Origin of the sequence: Thermococcus peptonophilus, assembly GCF_001592435.1 — an archaeon.
Lineage (GTDB): Archaea > Methanobacteriota_B > Thermococci > Thermococcales > Thermococcaceae > Thermococcus > Thermococcus peptonophilus.
This window is the reverse complement of the sequence record NZ_CP014750.1, coordinates 428,394-450,714: the sequence shown is the minus strand read 5'-3', so window position 1 is coordinate 450,714 and position 22,321 is coordinate 428,394. Positions and strand designations below refer to the sequence as shown.

Annotated in this window: 22 protein-coding genes, 2 pseudogenes and 1 CRISPR repeat array; of the genes and pseudogenes, 11 read left to right on the top strand and 13 right to left on the bottom strand. The window is 53.5% G+C overall.

Features of this window, described 5'->3' with window-relative positions; all coding sequences use genetic code 11:
- On the bottom strand, nt 1–501 hold the full coding sequence (locus A0127_RS02320; protein WP_062387475.1) for a hypothetical protein: 501 nt from the start codon (nt 499–501) through the stop codon (nt 1–3).
- Nucleotides 502–597: 96 nt separating this feature from the next.
- Here A0127_RS02320 and A0127_RS02315 point away from each other — a divergent pair, with 96 nt between their 5' ends.
- Nucleotides 598–831 carry a hypothetical protein gene (locus A0127_RS02315; protein ID WP_054841224.1) on the top strand — a complete coding sequence of 78 codons (234 nt, stop codon included), beginning with the start codon at nt 598–600 and terminating at the stop codon, nt 829–831.
- Here the strand turns inward: A0127_RS02315 and A0127_RS02310 are convergent.
- Nucleotides 828–2,123 (bottom strand): DUF4139 domain-containing protein, encoded by a 1,296-nt coding sequence (locus A0127_RS02310; protein WP_062387472.1) that lies wholly within the window; start codon nt 2,121–2,123, stop codon nt 828–830. The genes A0127_RS02315 and A0127_RS02310 overlap by 4 nt on opposite strands.
- Nucleotides 2,124–2,267: 144 nt before the next feature.
- On the opposite strand from A0127_RS02310, the gene A0127_RS02305 reads away from it, so the two are divergent.
- Complete coding sequence (locus A0127_RS02305; RefSeq protein WP_062387469.1) at nt 2,268–2,966, top strand: acetate--CoA ligase family protein; 699 nt, start codon at nt 2,268–2,270, stop codon at nt 2,964–2,966.
- Between the two features lie 246 nt (nt 2,967–3,212).
- Nucleotides 3,213–3,749 (top strand): annotated as a pseudogene (gene cas6, locus A0127_RS02300) (CRISPR-associated endoribonuclease Cas6); the annotation flags it as partial.
- A gap of 156 nt (nt 3,750–3,905) precedes the next feature.
- Here the strand turns inward: cas6 and cas2 are convergent.
- The gene (gene cas2 / locus A0127_RS10385) at nt 3,906–4,151 is read right to left on the bottom strand and encodes a CRISPR-associated endonuclease Cas2 (protein ID WP_082781425.1); all 246 of its coding nucleotides are present in this window, start codon (nt 4,149–4,151) and stop codon (nt 3,906–3,908) included.
- A gap of 530 nt (nt 4,152–4,681) precedes the next feature.
- Nucleotides 4,682–4,992: direct repeats of the CRISPR family, unit length 29 nt; unit sequence GTTGCAATAAGACTCTAGGAGAATTGAAA.
- A gap of 91 nt (nt 4,993–5,083) precedes the next feature.
- A complete protein-coding gene (gene cysS / locus A0127_RS02295) occupies nt 5,084–6,514 on the bottom strand; it encodes a cysteine--tRNA ligase (protein WP_062387466.1) in 1,431 nt (476 codons plus the stop codon).
- Between the two features lie 109 nt (nt 6,515–6,623).
- On the opposite strand from cysS, the gene A0127_RS02290 reads away from it, so the two are divergent.
- The 3 genes from A0127_RS02290 to mrtA are packed head-to-tail and all read left to right on the top strand — an operon-like array spanning nt 6,624 to nt 9,215.
- Nucleotides 6,624–7,676 (top strand): FKBP-type peptidyl-prolyl cis-trans isomerase, encoded by a 1,053-nt coding sequence (locus A0127_RS02290; RefSeq protein WP_062387463.1) that lies wholly within the window; start codon nt 6,624–6,626, stop codon nt 7,674–7,676.
- A gap of 45 nt (nt 7,677–7,721) precedes the next feature.
- Entirely contained in the window at nt 7,722–8,624 is a 903-nt protein-coding gene (locus A0127_RS02285) for a hypothetical protein (RefSeq protein ID WP_062387460.1), read from the top strand.
- Between the two features lie 3 nt (nt 8,625–8,627).
- Nucleotides 8,628–9,215, top strand: a complete 588-nt coding sequence (gene mrtA, locus A0127_RS02280) for a CPBP family archaeomyxosortase MrtA (RefSeq protein WP_062387458.1) — start codon at nt 8,628–8,630, stop codon at nt 9,213–9,215.
- Here mrtA and A0127_RS02275 read toward each other — a convergent pair.
- On the bottom strand, nt 9,170–11,095 hold the full coding sequence (locus A0127_RS02275) for a GNAT family N-acetyltransferase (protein WP_062387455.1): 1,926 nt from the start codon (nt 11,093–11,095) through the stop codon (nt 9,170–9,172). The genes mrtA and A0127_RS02275 overlap by 46 nt on opposite strands.
- 98 nt (nt 11,096–11,193) lie before the next feature.
- On the opposite strand from A0127_RS02275, the gene A0127_RS02270 reads away from it, so the two are divergent.
- Nucleotides 11,194–11,946 carry a heparan-alpha-glucosaminide N-acetyltransferase gene (locus A0127_RS02270; protein ID WP_062387451.1) on the top strand — a complete coding sequence of 251 codons (753 nt, stop codon included), beginning with the start codon at nt 11,194–11,196 and terminating at the stop codon, nt 11,944–11,946.
- 19 nt (nt 11,947–11,965) lie between these two features.
- On the opposite strand, the gene thiD is transcribed toward A0127_RS02270, so the two are convergent.
- Both thiD and A0127_RS02260 read right to left on the bottom strand, forming a co-directional pair.
- Complete coding sequence (thiD, locus tag A0127_RS02265) at nt 11,966–13,270, bottom strand: bifunctional hydroxymethylpyrimidine kinase/phosphomethylpyrimidine kinase (protein WP_231855788.1); 1,305 nt, start codon at nt 13,268–13,270, stop codon at nt 11,966–11,968.
- Entirely contained in the window at nt 13,270–14,025 is a 756-nt protein-coding gene (locus A0127_RS02260; RefSeq protein WP_062387444.1) for a sulfide-dependent adenosine diphosphate thiazole synthase, read from the bottom strand. Before A0127_RS02260 ends, thiD begins: the two co-directional genes overlap by 1 nt.
- 95 nt (nt 14,026–14,120) lie before the next feature.
- On the opposite strand from A0127_RS02260, the gene thiC reads away from it, so the two are divergent.
- From thiC to A0127_RS02240, 4 genes are read left to right on the top strand one after another with little or no spacing between them, the layout of a single operon-like run.
- Entirely contained in the window at nt 14,121–15,407 is a 1,287-nt protein-coding gene (thiC, locus tag A0127_RS02255) for a phosphomethylpyrimidine synthase ThiC (RefSeq protein WP_062387441.1), read from the top strand.
- Nucleotides 15,404–16,063, top strand: a complete 660-nt coding sequence (locus A0127_RS02250) for a phosphoribosylaminoimidazolesuccinocarboxamide synthase (protein ID WP_062387437.1) — start codon at nt 15,404–15,406, stop codon at nt 16,061–16,063. Before thiC ends, A0127_RS02250 begins: the two co-directional genes overlap by 4 nt.
- Nucleotides 16,060–16,992: a formate--phosphoribosylaminoimidazolecarboxamide ligase gene (locus A0127_RS02245; RefSeq protein WP_062387434.1), complete on the top strand. Its 933-nt coding sequence runs from the start codon at nt 16,060–16,062 to the stop codon at nt 16,990–16,992. Before A0127_RS02250 ends, A0127_RS02245 begins: the two co-directional genes overlap by 4 nt.
- Complete coding sequence (locus A0127_RS02240) at nt 16,989–17,579, top strand: IMP cyclohydrolase (RefSeq protein ID WP_062387430.1); 591 nt, start codon at nt 16,989–16,991, stop codon at nt 17,577–17,579. Before A0127_RS02245 ends, A0127_RS02240 begins: the two co-directional genes overlap by 4 nt.
- Here A0127_RS02240 and A0127_RS02235 read toward each other — a convergent pair whose 3' ends face one another.
- From A0127_RS02235 to ribD, 6 genes and pseudogenes are all read right to left on the bottom strand, one after another.
- Nucleotides 17,580–18,866 (bottom strand): sodium:solute symporter family protein, encoded by a 1,287-nt coding sequence (locus A0127_RS02235; RefSeq protein WP_082781377.1) that lies wholly within the window; start codon nt 18,864–18,866, stop codon nt 17,580–17,582.
- Nucleotides 18,835–19,023 (bottom strand): hypothetical protein, encoded by a 189-nt coding sequence (locus A0127_RS02230; protein ID WP_054841198.1) that lies wholly within the window; start codon nt 19,021–19,023, stop codon nt 18,835–18,837. Before A0127_RS02230 ends, A0127_RS02235 begins: the two co-directional genes overlap by 32 nt.
- Nucleotides 19,024–19,153: 130 nt before the next feature.
- The gene (gene ribH, locus A0127_RS02225) at nt 19,154–19,618 is read right to left on the bottom strand and encodes a 6,7-dimethyl-8-ribityllumazine synthase (RefSeq protein ID WP_062387427.1); all 465 of its coding nucleotides are present in this window, start codon (nt 19,616–19,618) and stop codon (nt 19,154–19,156) included.
- 14 nt (nt 19,619–19,632) lie between these two features.
- Entirely contained in the window at nt 19,633–20,793 is a 1,161-nt protein-coding gene (locus A0127_RS02220; protein WP_062387425.1) for a bifunctional 3,4-dihydroxy-2-butanone-4-phosphate synthase/GTP cyclohydrolase II, read from the bottom strand.
- Nucleotides 20,790–21,362 carry a riboflavin synthase gene (locus tag A0127_RS02215; RefSeq protein ID WP_062387422.1) on the bottom strand — a complete coding sequence of 191 codons (573 nt, stop codon included), beginning with the start codon at nt 21,360–21,362 and terminating at the stop codon, nt 20,790–20,792. The genes A0127_RS02220 and A0127_RS02215 overlap by 4 nt, the downstream gene beginning before the upstream one ends.
- A pseudogene (gene ribD / locus A0127_RS02210) lies at nt 21,335–22,240 on the bottom strand (bifunctional diaminohydroxyphosphoribosylaminopyrimidine deaminase/5-amino-6-(5-phosphoribosylamino)uracil reductase RibD); the annotation flags it as partial. The gene A0127_RS02215 and the pseudogene ribD, both read right to left, overlap by 28 nt.
- Nucleotides 22,241–22,321 lie beyond the last annotated feature (81 nt).

The window sequence follows — 22,321 nt, the reverse complement described above, 5'->3', positions numbered from 1 at the left end:
TTATAAGGCTTTTCTGGTTCTGCCTTTGAGGGCCTCAAGTTCTTCTCCAACCCTTTCAGTCAGTGGATAATCTGGGAACACCCGGGCGAACTCCTCAAATGCCTCCTCCAAAACGTGCAGGTACTCTTCCCGCCCGGAAAGCTCGATGAGTTTCAGAGTCCTGAAGAAAAGCCTCGCCGTTTCGCTCCCGCTCTCATCGCGCTTCAGGGCGGATATCAGCTCCTTCACTGAGACTTCGACGGCGAGGGCTGGTACTTCAATCAGGAAGTCCCAGACAACGGTCTCAGGGTTAATATCTGCCAGTTTGGAGTCCCCCAAAAAGTATGCACCGTTTTCGTACGCTCTCCTCACGGCATCGACATGTTCACAGTTGCCCCCCTTGGAACAGGTGCAGAGACTTTCACCGGTGGAAAGGTCGATCTCAACGTAGTACGGGTACAGGCCCAGCACCTTGCCGTGGAGCTTTTCCCCGCTCTTTAAAACCCACAGGACGCTCCCCATCTTTACCACTGTGGCTGGTTATTGGAGCCGTTTAAAATGGTTTCGGAGAGAAGGTTTATAGGCTCTGATGACTTATTATCTCTGGTGGTGAGCATGGTGGACGTTTTTGAGCTCGCCCGGCGCTATCACGACGAACTTGGGGTAAAAGAACCGAGTCTCGCCACAATGGCGGCGGAGATGTTCGAAGACCTTGGACTCCAGATGGCTGACTTTCTCAAGCAGAATGGCTATTCCGTGGTGAGCACCAAGTTCATAGACTACGACAAGAGCCTCGTAATGGAAATAACGAAAGGAGACCGGAGCTTTGAGATAATACTGAGGAAGAGCTAATACTCTGCCTCGTACTCAAAGACTACTTCCTTCTTTTCTCCCGAGTTCAGAAGGAGGTTGAACTCCACGTAGCTGGCGGTCTCGTTAATGGGTTCAACGCTTGAACTCAGGAGCTTCCCGGTCTTGTGGTGCCTGATTATGACTGTTTTAGTCTCGTTCCCAAAGTTCTCGATCTCTATCTTTATCTTGTAATACGTCCTGTGGTCGCTCCGCTGAACGTCCAGCACGGTTGTTCTGCCCTTGAGGTCGTAGTCTCTGCCGATGCTTATTCTCACAACGTCACCCTTCGGCGTGTGCTCTATGCTTCTCTCGCCAATCAGCAGGGCCCTTCCCTCGCTTTCGCGGTAGACTTCCACGATGCCCGCCGGAAGAACTTTATCTGTTTTGAACGAGATCGACTCGTAAACCGGACTCTCTCCGTCGGTGGGCCAGCTCTCGTAAAGGTACTCCCTCTGGAACGGGACTTCCATTGATACGTAGGGATAGACCATCGTGCTCGACGGGTTTATGTTGGCCGTTCCAAGCGTGTAGACGTAGAACGCTCCGAGCTTCTGCGGTTCGCTGACAGTGACTTGAGAGGCCTTTTCGGAAAGGGAGTAAACTTCCCTCGTCCCTGGCAGGGCATAGTAAAGCTGAACATCGCCCGCAACGAGAAGGACGTCCGCGCTTTCAAGCTCAACAGCAGTGGGGTTGGTTATGACGACGTATCCCTGGAGTTTCGCTGTTTCTCCCATGTACAGCTTGTATCTGCTCTTCCAGTTCATTCCCTCGACGCGGTAGATTAAGGTGACGTTGTACTCGCCCGTTTCCTCTGCCCGAAGAGTGGCATAAACGCTCGACTCGTCAAGGCTTGAGGCCTTAAAGTAAACGACCTTTGCCGGGTCGATCAGGTAGTAGTCCTCACCCTCAACCACCAGCTTTCCGTCTTTGAGGCCATAGAACTTCCCCTCGATTGTTTCTCCGGTGTCCAGCTTTACCTCAACGTCCCTTCCAACGTTGGCGCTGTAGGCATCTTCGGTTGTATCCCTGCTGAATATTCCGAGAACTTCAACCCCCTCGGGAGGCATGATAGTAACTTCTCCAACGTTGAGGCCCTCTAGCTTCTTTAGGGGAACGTTGTTTATGCCCTCATTTAGTTCAAGGGTTAGCGTTTTCTCAACTACCCCCATACTCATGGAGTTGTAAAGGACAACCGCCGTTCCCCCGTCAACCGCCTGCTCATTCTGAAACGAGAAGACTGCCAGCAGAAGAATCACGACGGCGCCAGCGGCAAGAACCCACTTTTTCTCCATAATTTTCACCTCAATAGAACTCTTTTTCAAACTATTTATACCCCCGCCATTGGTTCAAATGAGGTTGGAGCAAAGGTTTGCAAATGGAAACCCTTTTAACCGTCGGCTCTGATTGAGGAATGTCAAGCTGATGAGGTGATTGGTATGGACAGGATCGCAAAGGCAAGAGAGATAATTGAGAAGGCCAAGGCCGAAAACAGGCCGCTCGTCGAGCCGGAGGCTAAGGAGATTCTCAGGCTCTACGGTGTCCCGGTTCCGGACTTCAAGGTCGCCACCAACGAGGAGGAGGCCGTTCAGTTCGCTCGCGAAATCGGCTACCCGGTCGTTATGAAGATCGTTTCTCCGCAGATCATCCACAAGAGCGACGCCGGCGGTGTCAAGGTCAACATCAAGAACGACGAAGAGGCAAGGCAGGCCTTCAGAACCATTATGGAGAATGCGAAGAACTACAAGCCGGACGCCGACCTCTGGGGCGTCATAATCTACAAGATGCTCCCGCTTGGTAAGGAGGTCATCGTCGGTATGATCCGCGACCCGCAGTTCGGTCCGGCCATCATGTTCGGTCTCGGTGGCATCTTCGTCGAGATACTCAAGGACGTTTCCTTCCGCGTTGCCCCGATAAGCAAGGAAGAGGCACTTGAGATGATAAAGGAGATCAAGGCCTACCCGATCTTAGCCGGAGCGCGTGGCGAGAAGCCGGTTGACATTGAAGCCCTGGCCGACATCATCGTCAAGGTCGGCGAGCTCGCCCTCGAGCTTCCCGAGATAAGGGAGCTCGACATCAACCCGATCTTCGCATACGAGGACTCTGCCGTTGCAGTCGACGCGAGGATGCTTCTCTGAGGGCTTTTGCCCTTTTTATACTCCCCTATTGCGAATTTCATAGAATTGTGCCCTTCTCCACACTCCATAACCTTTTGATAATGTCGCATCTATAGCAAATCTGCACATTCTAAAGCAGGAACTAGCCCCCAACTCATCTCAATGTTTAACACGATGTCTCTAACATTCCCTACTCCATGCCAGAGAAAAACTTATAAAGTTCAAAAATGTATCTTTTGTATTATTAACGCTCTCTGAGGGGTATAGATGGTCAGGTTCCTAATCAGACTCCATCCGGAGAATGATCCGTTCCGCATACCATTCAACCACCAGCACTACCTCCAAGGACTGATATACCGGCGGATTCAGCGGGTTAATCCCGACCTGAGCCTGAGGCTCCACAACCCCAAGGTCCCGAAGCTCTTCACCTACTCGCTCTTCATGGCGGAGAAGAGGAAGCTCGCGGAAGACAGGAGTTCCCTGATTGGTTACGGGAAGAGTTTCTTCTACTTCTCCACTGCCGTTCCAGAGATAGCGGAAGCTTTCATAGGAGGACTGCTCCAAAACCCGGAGGTCGAGCTGTGGAAAGAAAAGTTTGCCGTGGAGGAAGTAAAGGCTCTGGCCGAACCGGTGCGGCTGAACGGGAGGAAGTTCGTGACGCTCTCGCCGATAGCAGTGACGACGAAAAGGATTCAGTTCGGAAAGCCGAGGAGCTATGACCTGTCACCCAGAGAGCCAGAGTTCTACGAGCTGGTCAAGGAGAACCTCCGCGAGAAGTACGTCCTCATCTACGGCTCGAAGCCTACAAGCTTATCAAGCACCTCGTTGGGGTCAAGAAGTACGAGCCTCTGGTGGCGTGGTTTTAAACACCATCTCAGAAAACTGTGGATTGCAGAGCTAGGTCAGAAAATACCAAAATCGGTAAACTTGCACCCCCTGGCTATATTCTCACATTGTGGATCAGATAATATCCTCAATCGGATTCTTTTCTATCCCTATTGTCTCCCTCTGCGGCATCGAGCGGAGTTTATATATTATAACCGAGTCCTCATCCTTATTGATTAGCTCTTTTATTCCCTCTTGTATGCGCTCAAACTCGGCCAGGGTGACTTCGCCCTCAAAAACGCTGTTCTGAACCCAGTGGAGGTGCTGGCGCAGAAATTTCTTTACCTTGTTAACCCGGTCAACTGAGACATCGTAGACGATATGACATACATACTACCACCTTTTAGTTAATGTATTTCACATTGTTTTATAGTTTTTGGCTTGTATCACGCTTAAATCATTCTGTTGATCTAAATTAGGTTTGACGCGCACGTAACTTGGAAAATATCTGTCAATGGGCCTTTTGAAGTCTTTAATAACGTTTGGTTATTGTCAAACAAAAGGTTATGTATTTTCCCATTCTTGTAACGAAATTTTCCGGAATTCTGAATGGGGGCATTTTAGGACTTTTTTCGTACTTCCCCCTAATGCTGACATGGTATTTCTGGCAAAAACTACCTGAAAACTGGTCAATTTCTTTTTAATGCCTTAAAAATGCTCGGGAAGTCTTCTGAACATTGTTGTTCATGCACTAAGCGGAAGGGAGAGAAATCGGTTCTGGTTGAAAAATCCGCCCACAATCCTTGAATTGGGGGCTCCTGAGGGCTTTTCAAAGTACCCTTTGCGGAAAAGCTTATAAGATTCGAGCGTTCTTAGTAGTTTGTAAGGCAAAAGAAGGAAAAAACCGCCCTGTTGCAATAAGACTCTAGGAGAATTGAAATTAATACCAACCTCCAGCCCCTTATATGCTGTTTTCAGTATTTATGTTGCAATAAGACTCTAGGAGAATTGAAATTTCACGTAGCAGGTCGTGGCGTTCGTGCTTGTGTCCAAGTTGCAATAAGACTCTAGGAGAATTGAAATCCTCTCATGCTGCCTCGCCCACCACCATGCGGAGAGGTTGCAATAAGACTCTAGGAGAATTGAAAGAGGTACCCTGAAAGGAAGACCATAGCCGCCCAATTGCCTTTCAAGTTGCAATAAGACTCTAGGAGAATTGAAAGTCGCGGAAGACGGCCCCGCGCCTGGCGAGGTCGTTGGTTGCAATAAGACTCTAACCCAAAATGAATTCAGAAAGTTGAGAAAAAGAGACCTTAAACTTTAATTCTCTTCCAAACAGTCCCCTGCGGCGTGTCCTCAAGCTGGATTCCGAGGCTTCTCAACTCGTCCCTAATCTTATCGGCGAGATCGAACTTCCTCTCCTTTCTGAGCTGGGCGCGGACTTCGATGAGGAGCTTTACCAGGGCTTCTTCTTCGCCAGCCTTCTGCTCCCTGAAGTAGTCCTCGAAGATTCCGAAGACCTCGCTCACCATCTTAAAGAACTCCCAGGCCTTCCGAAGGATGCTCTCCTTTGGTTTCTCGACCTGGGTGAGGTAGCGGTTGACGGCGTTGCTGACCTCGAAGACCGCTTTGAGGGCCTCAGCCGTGTTGAAGTCGTCGTCCATTGCATCGTAGAACTTCTTCCTGCCGTTCTTTATGGCCTCGTAGGCCTCGAACTCTTCCTCCCCCCACTTAAAAGCTATCTCCGCCCTCTCCATCGCCACGCGGATGTTCTCAAGCGTGTTATACAGGCGCTCAAGGTTGTTCTTGGCATGCTCAAGGCCCTCCTCAGTGTAATCGAGCGGCGAGCGGTAGTGCCTCTGCAGGACGAAAAGCCTTATTACCTCCGGGTCGTAGCGCTGGAGTGCTTCCCTGATCGTCACGAAGTTGCCGAGGCTCTTGCTCATCTTCTCGCCGTTCACCATCAGGAAGCCCGTGTGCATCCAGTAGCGAACCCACTCGTGGCCGGTGCACGCTTCCGTCTGGGCTATCTCGTTCTCGTGGTGCGGGAAGATTAGGTCGCTTCCTCCGCCGTGGATGTCGAAGCTCTCGCCGAGGTACTTCGTGCTCATCGTTGAGCACTCTATGTGCCAGCCGGGCCTTCCCTCGCCCCAGGGGCTCTCCCACTTTGGCTCCCCTGGTTTGGCCTTCTTCCAGAGGGCAAAGTCCTCCGGGTTCTTCTTGCCCTCGCCGGGCTCAACGCGCGCGCCCTTAACGAGGTCTTCCAGCTTTATCTTGCTGAGCTTTCCGTAGTCCTTGAACTTCTTGACCTCAAAGTAAACTCCATCACTTCCCTCATAGGCGTAGCCCTTCTCCTGGAGCTTCCTTATGAAGTCTATGATGTCCTGGATGTGCTCGGTGACGCGCGGGTAGATGTCGGCAGGCTTGACCTTCAAAGCCTTCATATCCTCGAGGAAGTACCTCAGAAACTTCTCCGCCAGCTCCTTCGGGTCTTCGCCGGTCTCATTCGCGCGCTTGATGATCTTATCGTCTATGTCGGTGAAGTTCATGACCATCAGAACCGTGTAGCCCTTGTGCTCGAGGTAGCGCCTTATCACGTCGAAGGCTATGTAAGTCCTCGCGTGGCCGATGTGGGTGTAATCGTAAACGGTTGGCCCGCAGACGTACATCCTGACCTCGCCGTCTCTCAAAGGCTTGAACTCCTCTTTCTGCCTCGTCAGGGTGTTGTAGATTTTGATCCCCATTCCCACCACCGGACGCTTTTGGGAGTGGCTTTTTATTAGCTTATCGTTGCGGGAAAGCTTAAAAACCGACCACCCAACTGGGTCTGGAAAAAGAGAGGAGGTCACGAAAATGACCAAGGTTCAGAAGGGTGACGTTATCAGGCTCAAGTACACCGGAAGGATAAAGGAGACCGGTGAAATATTTGATACAACCGAAGAGGAGATCGCAAAGGAAGCTGGAATCTACAAGGAGAACGGCGTTTATGGGCCCGTCCCAATAGCCGTCGGTGCTGGTCACGTGATCCAGGGCCTTGACGAGCAGCTTGAGGGCCTTGAGGTCGGGAAGAAGTATGAAATCGAGGTTCCGCCCGAGAAGGGCTTCGGAAAGCGCGATCCCAAACTCATCAAGACCTTCACCCTCGGTCAGTTCAGGAGGCAGGGCATCATACCCTTCCCGGGAATGCCCGTCGAGATAGAGACCGAGGGCGGCAGGAAGCTCAGGGGCAGGGTTCTGACGGTGAGTGGTGGCCGCGTCAGGGTTGACTTCAACCATCCCTACGCGGGCAAACACCTCGTTTACGAGGTCGAGATCGTCGAGAAGATTGAGGACCCGATTGAGAAGGTCAAGGCCCTCATCGAGCTTCGCCTGCCCAGGATTGATCCGAATAAGGTCGTCATAGAGGTCGGCGAGAAGGACGTTGTCGTTGACTTCACCTCTGTTAAGGACGATGTTGACAAGGGCACCCTCGTTCTCGGCGAGCTCCTTCTCGAGGGCGACCTCAAGTTCCTTGGTTACGAGGAAGTCAAGTTCAGGCCTAGCGTTGACGAGCTCCTCAAGCCACCGGAGACCGAGGAAGGCGAGGCTGCTGAGAGAGAAGCCGGTGAGGCAACCGAAGCTGCTGAAGAGAGAGAAGAGGCACCCGAACAGGAAGCCGCCGAAGAGGCCACCGAGGAAAAGACCGAGGAGAGCGTAGAGACTGAAGAGGCCGGGGAAGAAATGGAGGAGGAAAGCGAAGAGACCTCAGAAAAGGCTGAAGAGGTTGAGGAAGAAAAGCCCAAGAAGAGCACCAAGGGCAGGAAGACGAGGAGAACCACGAGGAAGAAGAGCACAACCAAGAAGAAGGCCAAGGCAGCCGAAGAGAAGAGCGAAGCCGAGGCTGAAAACCCAGAGGACTCCGAGTGAGATTTTTAACCTTCCGTTCTTTTTATTATATTGTGGGGAGATGTCATGAAGTCACGCTTTGAAGTTCTCCTTGAGGATCTTGGCGGAAGGTTCACGAAAGACGACATACCGAAAATGCGTGACGCTATACTCGCGCTCAGACAGGTAATGGAGCTTCCCGTTTCGTATTTAAACCCTTCGAGTGGCTACCATCCCGTTGTCGTGTTCAAAAAGCGCTTTGGACGGATAGTCAAGGAAGTTCCGGTTTCCCTGCTTGAGCTGAAGATCCTCAACCGCTACAACATGCCAGGGTGGAGAAGAGAGGTGGAGTTCTGGCTGGACAACGATATAGCCGTCCACGAAAGCCTTCTGGGTGTGGATGCCGTACTTATTGGCGACCCGAGAACCCTGAACAGAATTGGTGATGCCCTCAGGAGAATAGCCCAATATATGAGCGTCAGACCGAGAAAGCTCGTTCTGTTTTACAACTCCGTTTATCTGGATTACGGCGGCGGAAGATACATCCTCCTAACCCTGAGGGGCAACGACATTGAGCTTAGACTCATCAGAATGAAGCTCAGCGAGGCGGCAAGCTACCTCGGAAAGGCCGTTGAGTACATGGACTCGGCCTTTGGGAACAAGAACATCGAGTTTTACAAGGTTCTCTTCACGTATGCAACGAGCACGTACAGTACTTTTGACTGGTTCTTCCACAAATACCTATATCCAAACCTAAACCCCGAGCAGAGGGAGTTCTTCGAGGAGATGCAGGACTACCGCAACTTCCTCAGACTGCTCTACTCCTATGTGAACAGGCTCAACAAGGACAGACTAGGCGATTCCGTTGGCATCAGGGTGGTTAGAAGGGGAAACCCCCACAGGCCGCTGGAGATCGAGATAACGTTCACAAACCGGGGTATCCAAGTCGAAAGATACGTCAGAACGGCGCACATAAGCTTCATGGTGTGAGCCTTGAGGGAAGTTTTGCTCTTCATACTTTTACTGCCCCTCAGCTTCGTCCCCTGGCTTATTCATACCTCTTTCTGGGAGCACGTTGCCATAGTCAGCCTCTTTTACCTCCTAATTCCGGCGGTAGTCTCAAGACTTATGGGCTTCCAGTGGGGAGAAGTCGGCATAAGTCTACCAAACAAGGTCGGTATAAAGCTCTTTGCCGTTCTCTTTTTGGCTTCAGTCCCACTGAGTATCTACGGGAAAAGCATCCCCGAGATGAGGTCTTACTATCCGGTTTTTCCGTATTCAAGCGTTTTTGACTTCATTCTGGGCGAGCTTGCCATGGGGATTACAATGCTGGCCCACGAGGCTTTTTATCGAGGCTTTCTTCTTTTCCCTCTGGCAAAAAAGAACGAGTGGCTGGCCGTAATCCTCCAGAACCTCCCCTACACAATAGTCCACATCGGAAAGCCCAGGATAGAAGTCCCTTATGCGTTCGTTGCGGGCATTATTTTTGCAAAAATGGACTTAAAAGGAGAAAGCTTCGTCCCAAGCTTCCTCCTTCACTGGCTCGGTTCGGCTTTCTTCGACGTGCTCTGCGCGCTCTGAACCCTCGCGGTTCCGTAGCCGACGAAGAGCACCCTGTCCGGATCAAGGGCCTTTAGGACTTCCGGCCTGTGGGTGATTATGAGCGCGGTTATTCCAGCCTCTCGGATTATCTCGGCAACTTTCCTTGTAACCCTCATGGCCGTTAGAGTGTCAAGGTGTGCCGCGAACTCGTCTATGAGGAGTAGATTAGGTTTCTCAGCGAGGAGCGAGGCTATTCTAGCCCTCTCCTTCTGCCCCGTGCTCAGTTCGGAGTACTTCGCCCTGTAGAGGACTGCGTCGCTCAGTCCAGCCCTGTTAAGGACTTCAACTGCCGCGTTAAGGTCGCCTATCTTCCTGTAAACGTGCTCAAGTATGCTCTCAGTCCCAAAGCTCGGCTCGAACTCACCGGGTATCATAACGGAGACCTTAACGTTCTTGGGGACTTCTATCTCTCCAGTCGTCGGCCTGAAGCGCTCCTCCCACCAGCCGTTGGCCGCCCCCAAAATTAGCCTCAGGAGGGTGGTCTTTCCAGCTCCGCTCGCACCCACGACCGCTATGAGCTCGCCGGGTTTTATCTCGAAGTTGAGGTTCCGAAGGACGGGCCTCTGGATGACGCGGTGCCTGACGCCGAACGCCTCCAAAAGCTCCCTTATCTCCTTTGGAAGACCCTTCACGTCGAGCTCACTCTCGAAGACCTTGCTGACGTCTTTAAAGGCTATCGGCCCGCTCAGAGGCTCGACCTTTCCGTAGCTCGGACGCCAGAGCCTTCCGTCCTTTGGGGCGTGCGGGTCTTCCTTCAGGAAGCGTTCTATGTACTCCCTCGCCTCCTCGGTCAGCGGGTAGAAGAGCACGGGTCTTCCGCTTGCAGTCTCCCAGAGGAACTTGAAGCCAACCTTCTCGAAGAACGGGTTGTAGCGGGCCATCTGGGCTATTGTCTCGACTATGTGCTTCCTCTTCCTCATCTCCGGAATTCTGCGCTCGGCTATCCACTCGAGCGCGGCCTTAACGCTCAGCTGGCCGAGGCCGTCGGAGCGGTAGTCGGGATGAACTACAACCCTGGCTATCCTCGCCCCCGCGGTGTTCGTCTCCTTCAGAGCCTTCCACTTGGCCTCCTCCCAGAGGTACGAGCGGGCAACCCTCTTCTTGTACTTCTTCTTCAGCTCCTCGTAGAGCTCGCGCATTATCCTCTCCGGCCAGAATGCCGGGTGGAACCAGTCCTCTGGGAAGACCCTCTCGCGGATGTTCTTCTCGATTTCTCCGTTCGGCAGTCTGCGGTGCATTAGAGGTATAGGCGGGTCAACGCGGACGTAGCTGAGAATCCTCGGCTCGTACTCCTCTCTCTCAACGAGCTCGAGGATCAGGAAGCGTGAGGCCGGAGTTGAGCCCTTGATTTCGAGTATGTGGACATCCTCGCTCCCACAGACGGGACAGGCCTGCTTCGTGTTAGCCTCGAAGATGTGGCCGTTCTCACAGCGCCACAGCGCTACCTTCTCCTTCTGGCTCGCGTAGTGGTACTGCTCGAGCTCGGCTATCGCCTCGAAGTCGGACTCGTATTTAGCTTCTCTCGCCCGGATTTTGTAGGTATAGAGGAGCTCGCCCGTCAGCGGAGAATAGCGCTTTGCTTCAAGCTCCTTCTCCCAGAGGGGCCAGACCGGGATCTTCTCGCCGTTGTAGAACTTCCAAAGACGGTAGTCGTCGAAGTCAAGAACCTTAACGCCGTTTCTTTCCTTCGGCTTTCCGAGGACTTCAATCTCAACCTCGTCACCGGTCAGAAACCACTGGGCTGCGTTTCCAGTCATATAGAGCCTGTACTTCTCTCCGGCATCAACATCAAGAACGCCGAACCAGCGGTGCTTGAACCTCGGGATTTCGTTTCCAGTGACCTTTCCTCGCACTATCATGAGAGCCACCAGTAAAAATAGGGAAAAGATGTTATAACGTTAGCTCCAAGAGAGGACAAACGAAAACACTATTAACATTTCTTCCAAAAGTAACTCCAATGCTGGGCGCTGAGGTGTATGGAAGGGGACGCTACTGGGAGATAGACCTGCTTAGAGGAGTAGGCATAACGATGATGATAGTCTCGAACTTTGTGACTGATCTACAGCTTTTTCTGGGTTACAATGAACACCGGATGTTCTGGCTTCTCTTTGCGATTGCCACGGCAACGATATTCGTTTTTACTTCAGGTCTCTCCTTCTGGGTGAGCTATTCAAGGGCCCTGAAGCGAAGCTCTTCCCCCTACACCAAGTATTTCAGGCGCTTTCTCAAGCTCTTCGGTCTCGGGATGATCATAACTCTCATCACTTCCTTCCTTCCCGAAAGAATGACGATACACTTTGGGATTCTTCACTTTCTCGGTGCAGCGGCTCTTCTTGGTATTCCGTTTTACAGGTTCGGCATAACAAACATAATTTGGGCGTTGTTTTTCCTTCTTGGGTATTTTCTCGTAAGGAACATCCACGATGGCATTTTTCTCCTTCCCCTGGGCATTATGCCCAAGGATTACTTTGCCCCTGACTACTTCCCTATATTCCCATGGTTCGGTGTCTACCTGCTTGGAATGGCTGGGGGGAGCTTTTTCTATCCAAACGGGACAAGAAAACGACACCTTCCCCTTCCTCAAAGTCCAGCGGTTCACTTCCTGACCTTTATGGGCAGGCATACCCTGAAGGTGTACCTCATCCACCAGCCAATCTTTGTTGGGCTTTTGAGGCTTCTCTATGGCCCAATCCCCGGTCTTCCGTTTTGAATAAATGAAAAGACGAGAACTACTGACTGGCAAAAATAAGGTTTCTTATTCTCTCGACGATCTCTTCAGCATTCCTGCCAAACACGAGTATCATCGGCTCCTTTCCCCAGTCGCCGAGGTGATAGATCACGTTGGGCTTCTCTCCAAGCCTTTTCACGGCGCTCTCAATGCCCCACTCCATTGTACCCCTCTCGGCCCTCTTGACTTCCTCCGGCTCTTCCCTGCGGTCGTAGAAGGAAACCTTCAGTCCAAGCTTTTCTGCCCTCTTGATGAGCTTCTCTGAATAGCGGAGGTTGATAACCGCTCTGACCTCGGGGTAGAACTCCCTCATCTTCAGGAGAGCTCTCCTGAGGTGATCGCTGGCGTTGAGCTCAACCGGCCCCACTGGCTTTATCGTTTTGCCGTAGCGGACAATGCGGCCCTTAACTGCGAAGACTTCGCCGAAGTCAGTTGCCAGGGCAAAGTTGGTGCCTACCTCAGCAACGTGCGGGTTCAGGAGTTCGCCGAGTTTCACAAGCTCACCGACTGCTTTTTCAAGATCTTCCTTGGCCATCCACCTCTGAGTATCTCTCTGAAGCTCCCAGAGAGGATTGACGGCCTCTCCTTCTCCCCCTGAGAACCTTATCGCCCCCTCGACGAAGCGCTTTGCCCTCTCGACGGCCTTCGGAAGCTCAAGGCCCTTGGCTATGAAAGCTGCCAGAGCCGAAGAGAAGACGCAGCCCGTCCCGTGAGTGAAGCCCTCAACCCTCTCCCCTGAAAACTTGAAGACCTCCCCATTCCAGTAGAGGACGTCGGTGAAGTTCAGGTGTCCACCCTTGACAATAGCAGCCTCTGCGCCCAGCTCCTCTACTAGAACTCGTGCAACCCTTTTTATGTCCTCTATGGAGTTTATTTTCAGGCCCGTTAGAACCTCTGCCTCAGGGACGTTCGGGGTAACTATCGAGCCTGGGAGGAGCTCTCTCTTCAGTATCTCGACATCTTCAGGGCTTAAAAACCGAAAGCCTGAAGAGGAAGCTATGACCGGATCGAGGACTCTAATGAGCCCTTTCGTCTCCTCGGCTATGACCTTCACTGCACCGCCGTGAAGAAGGCCTATTTTGACAGCCCTAATTTCAAAGACACCCTTAACGGCCCTTATCTGTTCCCTGATAGTATTTGGTGGTACTGGAAAGACCCCCCTAACCTCGTCCGGGTTTTGATAGGTTATCGCGGAAACTACCGGGAGCGGGTGCTCGCCAAGGGCCGAGACGGTTTCGATGTCAGCCTTCAGCCCTGCCCCGCCGCCAGTGTCGAGGCCAGCTATGATGAGCACGGCCATGGACATCACTTTTCGAGCTTCTGAAGGATTTCAAGGGCAGCTTTCCTCCCGCTCAGGAGCATGCCACCGAATATCGGACCCATCCTCGGAGCTCCGGCCAGGGCGTTAGCCGCCATCCCCGTTGCGTAGAGCCCCGGGAAGACCTCCTTTGTGTGCTCAACGGTGAGTTCCTCGCCCTTCTCGGCCCACATCGGACCCTCTCCTGGTATGGCCTTTATCAGGCCGCGCTTGAGAAGGTGCTGGCTGATCTGCGCTCCGTGACCGGTTGAATCAATCACGAACTTCGCCTCAACGGTGAGCGGATCAACGTGAAGGCCCGTCATCATAACGGGGGTCCAGTTTATTACCAGTCCCGAGACCCTGCCGTCCTTAACCACGAGGTCTTCTACCTCTACCATGTTGAATATCTTCACCCCCATCTTCACCGCCTTGCTGGCGAGCGTCGAGGCGAGCTCTATCGAGTCGAGAACGTAGAGGCCGTTTCCAACTGACCTGTAATCCACGCCAAACTCGTCGAGAACCTCCCTCGCGCTCTCCTGGACGACGACACGGTTGAATCCCATCGCCCCGCCCCAGATTCCTCCTCCCACGGAGAGCTTCTTCTCGAAGATGGCTACTTTCGCGCCGCCCTTGGCGAGGTAATATCCGGCCACCATTCCTGACGGGCCAGCCCCGACTATGGCAACGTCAAGCTGGAGGTTCTGGAGGAAGTCGTTGAAGTATGCCTCAACTATCGCCCTGCTTATCTCTATCTCCCTCATGACCACCACCTAAAACCTTTTAAACCGCGCTCAAAACTTAGTTTTGAAATTTAAAAACTTTGTTATAAACAGGTTTTAAAAACCGGGTGATAGGCATGACCCAGCTTGAGGAAGCCCGGAAGGGCAGCATAACAGAGGAAATGAAGTTTATCGCCGAAAGGGAAGGAATAGACACCGAAAAGCTGAGGAGGAACGTCGCCAAAGGCTATACCGTCATCTTCCGCAACGTCCGCCACGACTGGGTTATGCCTGTGGCTGTAGGTGAAGGCGTCAGGGTCAAGGTGAACGCGAACATTGGCACCTCGCGAGACATCGTAGATGTCAAGGCAGAGATAGAGAAGGCGAAGGTGGCCGTAAAGTATGGCGCCGACACGATAATGGATCTCTCAACCGGCGGCAATCTCGACGAGATAAGGAGGACCATAATGCACGCCGTTGATGTACCCGTTGGTACCGTTCCCATATACCAGGCCGCTGAAGAGATGCTGGCAAAGGGCAAGGCTATCATAGAGATGACCGAGGAGGACATGTGGAGGGCCGTTGAGAAGCACTTCAGGGACGGAGTTGACTACACCACGATTCACGTAGGCGTTACAAAAGAAGTCGTCGAGAAGATGAAGAGAACGAAGAGAGCCGTCGGAATGGTCTCGCGCGGCGGAACGTTTCTGGCAGCTTGGATACTCCACTGGGGAGAGGAGAACCCATTCTATAAGGACTACGACTACCTTCTTGAGCTCGCCAGGGAGTACGACGTTGTCCTGAGCCTCGGCGACGGACTTAGGCCCGGCGGCCTTCCTGACGCCGGGGACGAACTCCAGATGGCTGAGCTTTATACCCTCGGAAGGCTCGTGAAGAGGGCTAGAGAGGCTGGAGTCCAGACCATGGTCGAGGGGCCGGGCCACATCCCCATAGACCAAATAGCAGCCCAGGTGAAGCTAGCCAAAGTAGCCACCGACAACGCGCCTTTCTACGTTCTCGGGCCGATAGTTACGGACATCTTTCCGGGCTACGACCACATAACGGCCGCGATAGGAGGTGCCATAGCTGCCCTCAACGGAGCTGACTTCCTCTGCTACGTGACTCCCGCCGAGCACCTCGGTCTTCCAAATGTGGAGCACGTGAGGGAGGGTGTTATAGCGGCAAAGATAGCGGCCCACGCGGTCAACTTAACCCGCTTCGAGGCCGACTTTAAGAAGGACTACCTCATGGCACTGGCGAGGGGGAAGCTGAACTGGGCTAGGCAGTACGAGCTTTCAATGGATAAGGAGAGGTTCATCGAGATAAGGAAGGAGAGACCGACGAAGACTGAAGCATGCTCCATGTGCGGCGACCTCTGCGCCATAAAGCTCATCAACGACATGCTCGCGGGTGAGAGGGAGTGAGATTAATCTACCGCGGAAAGACAAAGGATGTGTACGAGGACGGCCCTTACCTCGTCTTCTACTTCAAGGATTCGATACTTGGTGAGGATGGGAAAGAGGACACCGGCGGCAACGAGGTAGTAGGCGAGCGAGAAGGAAAGGGAAGCGCAGTCCTCGATGAAACCGAGTTCTTCTTCCGCCTTCTTCAGAAGAACGGGATAAGGACGCACTTCGTCGAGCGGATTGACGGGAGGAGGGCGCGCTTCCTGAAGGCGGAGAGGATACCACTTGAAGTCATCTACCGCGAGCTTGCCTACGGGAGCTTCCTGAGGCGCTATCGCGGCTGGGTGGAGGAGCTGAAGCCGCTCGGGATAGCGGAGTTCACCCTGAAAGACGACTCCCTGAAGGACCCGCTGATAACTGAAGAGGCCATAGTGAAGCTCGGGATAGCGAGTGAGGAAGAAATCCAGGAGATGAAAGAGAAAACCCTGAAAGTGGCAGGGATTCTGAGGGAGTTCTTCTCCTCGAAGGGCCTTCAGCTCGTTGATTTCAAGCTGGAGTTCGGCCGGAGAAACGGCGAGCTTATCATCATAGACGAGCTGAGCGGCGACACGATGCGGATTATGAGGAATGGGAAGCTCCTGAGCCAGGAGGAGCTGAGGGAGGTGATAGTGTGATACTCTCCACGATAGCATCCCACTCCTCGCTCCAGATACTCCTGGGGGCGAAGAAAGAAGGATTTAAGACGAGGCTCTACGTCTCACCTAAGAGAAGGCTCTTCTACTCTTCACTGCCGGTCGTTGATGAGCTCCTAGTCACTGATGACATGAGCGCCATCCTCAGCGATGATGGCATAGTTGTTCCGCACGGCTCCTTCGTTGCCTACCTCGGGCTTGAGGCGATAGAAAACGCTAAAGCAAAGTTCTTCGGGAACAGGCGCTTCCTCAAGTGGGAGACGACCTTTGAGCTCCAGGATAGGGCCCTCGATAGGGCCGGAATTCCGAGGGTTGGGGTGGTTGAGCCAGAGGACGTTAAGCCGGATGAGCTCTACTTCGTCAGGATCGAGGGGCCGAGGGGAGGAAGCGGCCACTTCATAGCCAGGGGCAGCGAGCTCGAGGAGAGGCTTTCCACAGTTGATGACCCTTACCGGGTCGAGCGCTTCATCCCTGGCGTTTACATCTACGTCCACTTCTTCTATTCGCCCGTCCTGGAGAGGCTTGAGCTAATCGGCGTTGACGAGAGGGTTCTAATAGCCGACGGGAACGCCCGCTGGCCTGTGAAGCCGCTCCCCTACACGATAGCAGGCAACAGGGCAGTTGTGCTTAGAGAGTCGCTTCTTCCACAGCTATACGACTATGGAAAAGCTTTCGTTGAGGCCATGAGGGAGCTTGAACCGCCGGGGGTTATCGGCCCGTTCGCCCTCCACTTCGCCTACGACGGCTCTTTCAGGGCGATAGGTATAGCATCGCGCATAGACGGGGGCAGTAATGCTGACCACTGGTACTCCGAGCTCTACTGGGGCGAGAGGCTGAGCATGGGACGGAGGATAGCGAGGGAGCTTAAGCTTGCCGAGGACGAAGACAGGCTTGAGGAGGTGGTAACGTGAGGTACGTGGGGAGAACCCTTGGAATAGGGCTGAACAGCGGAAGGCCATTCGCCTTCTACCTCCTCTGCTCCCGCTCATTCCCGAACAGAAGGGCAGTGGTAGAGGGGAACGCGGTTTACATCCTCAACCAGACCGAGACGGATAATCCTTACGTGAGCTATCCCGTCGTGAGATTAACTAAGGACTACGCGGTCGTCACCAACGGCCTTCATACGGACTTCATAGCTCAGGCCCTTGATTGGGAGAAGCCGAGGAAGGCCCTCGTCCACGTTTTAGATGCCCTCGACTACGAGAGGGACGACTACAACACCCCGAGAATAGCGGGAATAATTCAGCGCGGAGAAAGGAGAGGGTGGCTCGGCTTCGTCGGAAGGGATAAGCTCTGGGTCAGGGAGCTTGAGCTTGAAGAGGGAAAAGCGTTCCTGACGGCGACGTATAGCATTGACAGCTTTGAAGAGGTGGAGATGAGCTTCTCAACGGCCCGGGAGCTGGCGGAGAGAGCTATGAGACTTCCCTTTGAGAACAGGGTGCTGGCGATTGGTGTGGTGGAAAGGAAAGAGGAATGGGAGCTTGGGACGGCTGAGTAGCTAACCGAAGGCCGCCTCAAGCTCCTCGTCGATTTCCTCGACCTTCGTCAGCACGCTGACGGCCACCATAACGAGGGCCGAGACTATAGCCCCGCTCACGTAGATGTACTCCCAGTACGGGAAGTTCAGGACTCCCGCCGCTCCGAGCACCGCCACCAGCGACCCGGCGACCATTCCTGCCAAAGCCCCCTCCTTGGTTGCCCTCTTCCAGTAGAGGCCGAGCACCAGCGGGACGAAGACGCCGGAGGTGTAGACGTCGTAGGAGTATATGAGGAGCTCCACGATTCCCTGGATTGCCAGCGCCGCCCCCAGCGATAGCAGTCCGACAGCTATCGTGGTGAGCATCGAGAGCCGTAGGAGCTTTTTCTCGTCGCTGGTTGTCCCTACCAGTCCCTCGTAGAAGTCCTTGACCACGTGCGAGGTAGCCGCTGAGAGCAGAGAGTCCGCGGTGCTCATTATGGCAGCTAGGACAGCCGCCACGAATATCGCTCCCACAGTTCCGCCGAAGACGGAGATGACGAGCCTCGGAACTGCGGTCTTCGGCGAGTCTATCACCGCTTCGGGGTTGCCGGAAAGGGCTATTGCCAGCATCCCCGCGAGGGCTGGGAACACCGAGAGGGCCATGAGCAGTATTCCAGCATAGATTGCTCCCTTTCTGGCAGTTTTCTCGTCCTTTGCCGCGAAAAGCCTCTGGTAGAAGTCCTGGCCGATTAGGGTGTACATGACTGTTGCTATCAGTGTCAGCGCCAGCAGCGACGGGCCGAGGGAGGTAAGGCTGAAGTACTGATCAGCCGGTTGCGGAAGTCCGCTTATTCCGTCCAGTGTCGCCTCCAGTCCCGAGATGCCTCCGACCTTAATCAGGCCCAGGACCACCGCCACTAGTATCCCTATGCTCCCGATTATGATCTGTATGAAATCCGTTAAGGCCACCGCCCACAGTCCCGAGAGTGCTGTGTAGGCTATGAACACGAGCGTCGCGAAGACCGCTCCAGCTGTCCCTGGAAGGCCTATCGCCTCGAAGACCGCCGAAGCTGCCCACACCTGCGCTCCCAGAATTCCAACGAGTGCCAGCAGAGACAGCGTCGCCGCGAGCAGGCGAATCGCTTTGCTCCTGTAGCGCATCTCAAGGACTTCGGGGACGGTGTAGCGTGCCAGAACGCGCATTGGTCGCGCAAGGGTCAGTCCGAGAATCAAAAGCCCGAGACCGCAGGCGAAGCCGTACCAGATACCGCCTAACCCGTACGTTGCACCCCAGCTAGCTCCGCCCAGGATGAAAGCCACCACCATAGTGGGTGGCTGCGAGGGTTCCTACGAGAAGTCCCAGTCCCAGCCGCCTCCCTGCTAAGAGGAAGTCGGCCGAGGTCTTGACGTACTTCCGCGCGTACGCTGAAACTGCTAGCATTGCTCCCATGTAAACCACTATTGTCGTCCATATCACGTCCATGGCTGACACCTCATGTGTGTCAGCGGGGGAATTCGGGAAGGTTTATATGTCTTTCCGAAAAGATTTCAGAAAAATGATGAAAAATGGAAAGTTTGAACAGGAATTTCCGTCATTCTGCCGAAAAGAGCGCTTATTTTTTCAGTTTTTCCATAAGGTTTGCCATTTCCAGTGCGGCCATCGCATACTCGAAGCCCTTGTTGCTCTTTATCCCTGCCCTGTTCAGTCCCTGGAGCTCGTCTTCAACGGTTATCACCCCGAAGATAACCGGAACGCCACTGTCGAGGGAGACCTTTGCGACGCCCTTTGCAACCTCGTTGGCAACGAGGTCGAAGTGCTTTGTCTCACCCCTGACGACTGCCCCAAGGGCAAGAACCGCGTCGTACTTTCCGCTCTCGGCGAGTTTTTTGGCTACCAATGGGATCTCGAAGCTTCCGGGCACCTTTACGACGTCCACCTTTTCAACGCCGTGCCTCTCAAAGCAGTCGAGGGCACCGCTGAGTAGCTCGTTGGTTAAGAGGTCGTTGAACCTTGCAACCACAATCCCAATCTTTAGACCTTCACCATTGAATTCACCTTCAATCGTGTGGACGTTCATTCCCATCACCCCAATCACAATTCTAAGGGAAGCTTGTGACCGAGCTTCTCAGCCTTAACCTTCAAGTACATCCTGTTGTACTCCGTGACCTCCCCAGGGGCAGGAACTACCTCAACGACTTTGATTCCGAGCTCTTCAAGGGCCTTGGCCTTCCTCGGGTTGTTGGTTATCAGCCTGACCTTCGAAACACCAAGCGCGCGGAGCATCTGAAAGGCCGCTTCGTAAGTTCTCTCGTCCTCTGCATGTCCGAGAGCCTTGTTTGCTTCGACTGTGTCTAGACCTTTGTCCTGGAGCTCGTAGGCCTTTATTTTCTCCTTCAGACCGATCCCCCTGCCTTCCTGGTCCATATAAAGGAGTATTCCACCATCCTGGGCTATCATCCTGAGGGCGTTGGCTAGCTGACTTCCGCAGTCGCACTTGAGTGAAGCCAGAGTGTCCCCGGTGAGACACTTGGAGTGAACCCTGACGAGCGGGACTTCTCCGTAGGGCTCCTTGACTATTGCCACGTGCTCCTTAAAGTCGAGTTCATTGTCGAAGGCAATTATCCTGAAGTCGCCGTACCTAGTCGGGAGCCTCGCGTTGGCGTAAATCCTAATCAACTGCTTCCTCTTCACAAACTCCTTCCAGACATCGTCCGTTGTGAGAACCGGAAGGCCGTACTCCTCTGCAAGCTTTAGGGCGTACTCTCTGTTGTGCGAGTCCCCCTTCTCGTCGAGTATCTCAACTATCAGGGCGTACCTCTTGAAGCCGAGTATCTCCATCAGCTCAAGGGAGCTCTCCGTGTGTCCACGCCTCCTGTTGAGGCCTATCCCCCCGAGTAGGTGGAGATGTCCAGGATAGCGGAAGGCATCTACGCCAAGCCCTTCAGCTATCTTCTTCGCTGTTAGTGCCCTCTCCTTTGCAGTTATGCCTGTGAACGTTTCCTTGTAATCAACTGGAACCAGAAAGTTCGTCTCTCCCTCCTTGCTCGGAAGCTGGAAGAAGCCCCTCCTTAAGGCATCGTCCATGTCCATCGTGAGGCAGAGGAGGTCTTTCATGGAGAGCATGAAGTTGACGACCTCAGGAGAGGCTATCTCGGCCGGATAAACAAGGTCGGCCTCGAACTCCCTTCGGTCGTCTATGAGAACAACCGGCTTCCCCTCAAGGACTTTTCTCCGTATTTCCTCCCAGTTCATCCTCTTACCTCCAGAATTCTCTTCACGTACCTCACCAGGACGTCTATCTCGTAGTTGACCTTTTCTCCCGGTCTGAGAAGGCCGAGATTCGTCTTTTCCAGGGTGTAAGGGATGACCTGAACCCAAAAGCGGCTCGCCTCGATCCTTGCTACAGTCAGGGAGACGCCGTTGAGGGCTATAGAGCCTTTTTCAGCGACCCCCCATTTCTCCTTCGGCATCTCAAAGGCCATCCAGGTCGTGTTTCCGCTTTCTCTTTTCGCTATGAATCTTATCGTTCCATCCACATGACCCGTAACTATGTGACCGTCGAAGCGGCCATTGGCAGGTAAAGCCCTTTCTAAGTTGACGACCCCCGCCTCCCTGAGGTTTGTCCTCGCTAAGGTTTCCTCGCCAATGTCAAAAACTGCCGTCTTTCCGTCGAAGGAAACCACCGTTAGACAGGCCCCGTTTACCGCTACGCTGTCTCCGTCGTTCACCTCAAAGGGGAGCTCAACGTAGAGCTTTCCAGCCGAATAGCGGGCTCTTCCGGTTCCCTCAACTACTTGTCCGCTAAAGGAAGGAACTGACAGGCTATCCTGCCGCCCTCTATCAGGACACTGTCTATACCAAGCTCGCCGACCTTCTTCAGGATCTCCATTGGCTCGGTTATTGGATATGCCTCTGCTATCCCTTTGAATTTCTCAGGCTTTTCCGTGAAGAAGATGGCCCTCCCGTCCTCGAAGAGGCGGAACTTCCGTCCCTTTCTTACCTTATCTGCCACCCTGCCGGAGCGGTCGAGGATGACCTTAACCTTCTCAGGACAGTTCTCAAGCCTGCAGTTGAGTCTTGGGTCGTCGGCTAAAACAGTCCCCGAACCAACCATTATCGCCATGTGCTTCCTCCTGAGTTCCTGAACCCTCTGGCGGGCCTTTTCTCCGGTTATCCACTGGGAAGAACCGGTTTCAGTGGCTATGAAGCCATCTAGAGTGAGGGCGAGCTTTATCGAGACGAAGGGAAGCTTAGTTGTGATGTACTTAAGAAAGATTTCATTGAGCTTCCTCGCTTCCTCTTCTAAGAGACCAACCTCAACCTCTATTCCAGCCTTCCTTATCTTCTCTATTCCCTGGCCGGCAACGAGCGGATTCGGGTCCTTCATCGCCACGACGACACGCTTAAAGCCTTCCTTGATTATTCTATCGGCGCACGGGGGTTGTTTCCCCCAGTGGGAGCAGGGTTCAAGGGTTACGTACATAGTCGCCCCTCTGACGTCGTAACCTTTGGCCTTGGCGTCCTCTATGGCGTTGACCTCGGCGTGCTTCTCACCGAACTTTTTATGCCAACCCACACCTATTATCTTTCCATCCTTGACTATCACTGCCCCAACCATGGGGTTCGGATTTACCCAGCCCTCTCCACGCTTTGCCAGCTCAAGGGCGAGCCTCATGAACTTCTCGTCTTCCTCCCTCATGTTCTCAGATTTGTGACAGTACTTATAAGAATTTGTCTCAAATCTGGAACATTTTCCCAATAAGGCTCGCTGGCGACTCTG

Excerpts from the sequence above, each read along its gene's own strand:
- A0127_RS02320 (WP_062387475.1), bottom strand. The coding sequence starts at position 501 with ATGGGGAGCGTCCTGTGGGTTTTAAAGAGCGGGGAAAAGCTCCACGGC.
- A0127_RS02310 (WP_062387472.1), bottom strand. The coding sequence starts at position 2,123 with ATGGAGAAAAAGTGGGTTCTTGCCGCTGGCGCCGTCGTGATTCTTCTG.
- A0127_RS02305 (WP_062387469.1), top strand. The coding sequence starts at position 2,268 with ATGGACAGGATCGCAAAGGCAAGAGAGATAATTGAGAAGGCCAAGGCC.
- cysS (WP_062387466.1), bottom strand. The coding sequence starts at position 6,514 with ATGGGGATCAAAATCTACAACACCCTGACGAGGCAGAAAGAGGAGTTC.
- A0127_RS02290 (WP_062387463.1), top strand. The coding sequence starts at position 6,624 with ATGACCAAGGTTCAGAAGGGTGACGTTATCAGGCTCAAGTACACCGGA.
- A0127_RS02285 (WP_062387460.1), top strand. The coding sequence starts at position 7,722 with ATGAAGTCACGCTTTGAAGTTCTCCTTGAGGATCTTGGCGGAAGGTTC.
- A0127_RS02275 (WP_062387455.1), bottom strand. The coding sequence starts at position 11,095 with ATGATAGTGCGAGGAAAGGTCACTGGAAACGAAATCCCGAGGTTCAAG.
- A0127_RS02270 (WP_062387451.1), top strand. The coding sequence starts at position 11,194 with ATGCTGGGCGCTGAGGTGTATGGAAGGGGACGCTACTGGGAGATAGAC.
- thiD (WP_231855788.1), bottom strand. The coding sequence starts at position 13,270 with ATGTCCATGGCCGTGCTCATCATAGCTGGCCTCGACACTGGCGGCGGG.
- A0127_RS02260 (WP_062387444.1), bottom strand. The coding sequence starts at position 14,025 with ATGAGGGAGATAGAGATAAGCAGGGCGATAGTTGAGGCATACTTCAAC.
- thiC (WP_062387441.1), top strand. The coding sequence starts at position 14,121 with ATGACCCAGCTTGAGGAAGCCCGGAAGGGCAGCATAACAGAGGAAATG.
- A0127_RS02235 (WP_082781377.1), bottom strand. The coding sequence starts at position 18,866 with ATGGTGGTGGCTTTCATCCTGGGCGGAGCTAGCTGGGGTGCAACGTAC.
- A0127_RS02230 (WP_054841198.1), bottom strand. The coding sequence starts at position 19,023 with ATGGACGTGATATGGACGACAATAGTGGTTTACATGGGAGCAATGCTA.
- ribH (WP_062387427.1), bottom strand. The coding sequence starts at position 19,618 with ATGAACGTCCACACGATTGAAGGTGAATTCAATGGTGAAGGTCTAAAG.
- A0127_RS02220 (WP_062387425.1), bottom strand. The coding sequence starts at position 20,793 with ATGAACTGGGAGGAAATACGGAGAAAAGTCCTTGAGGGGAAGCCGGTT.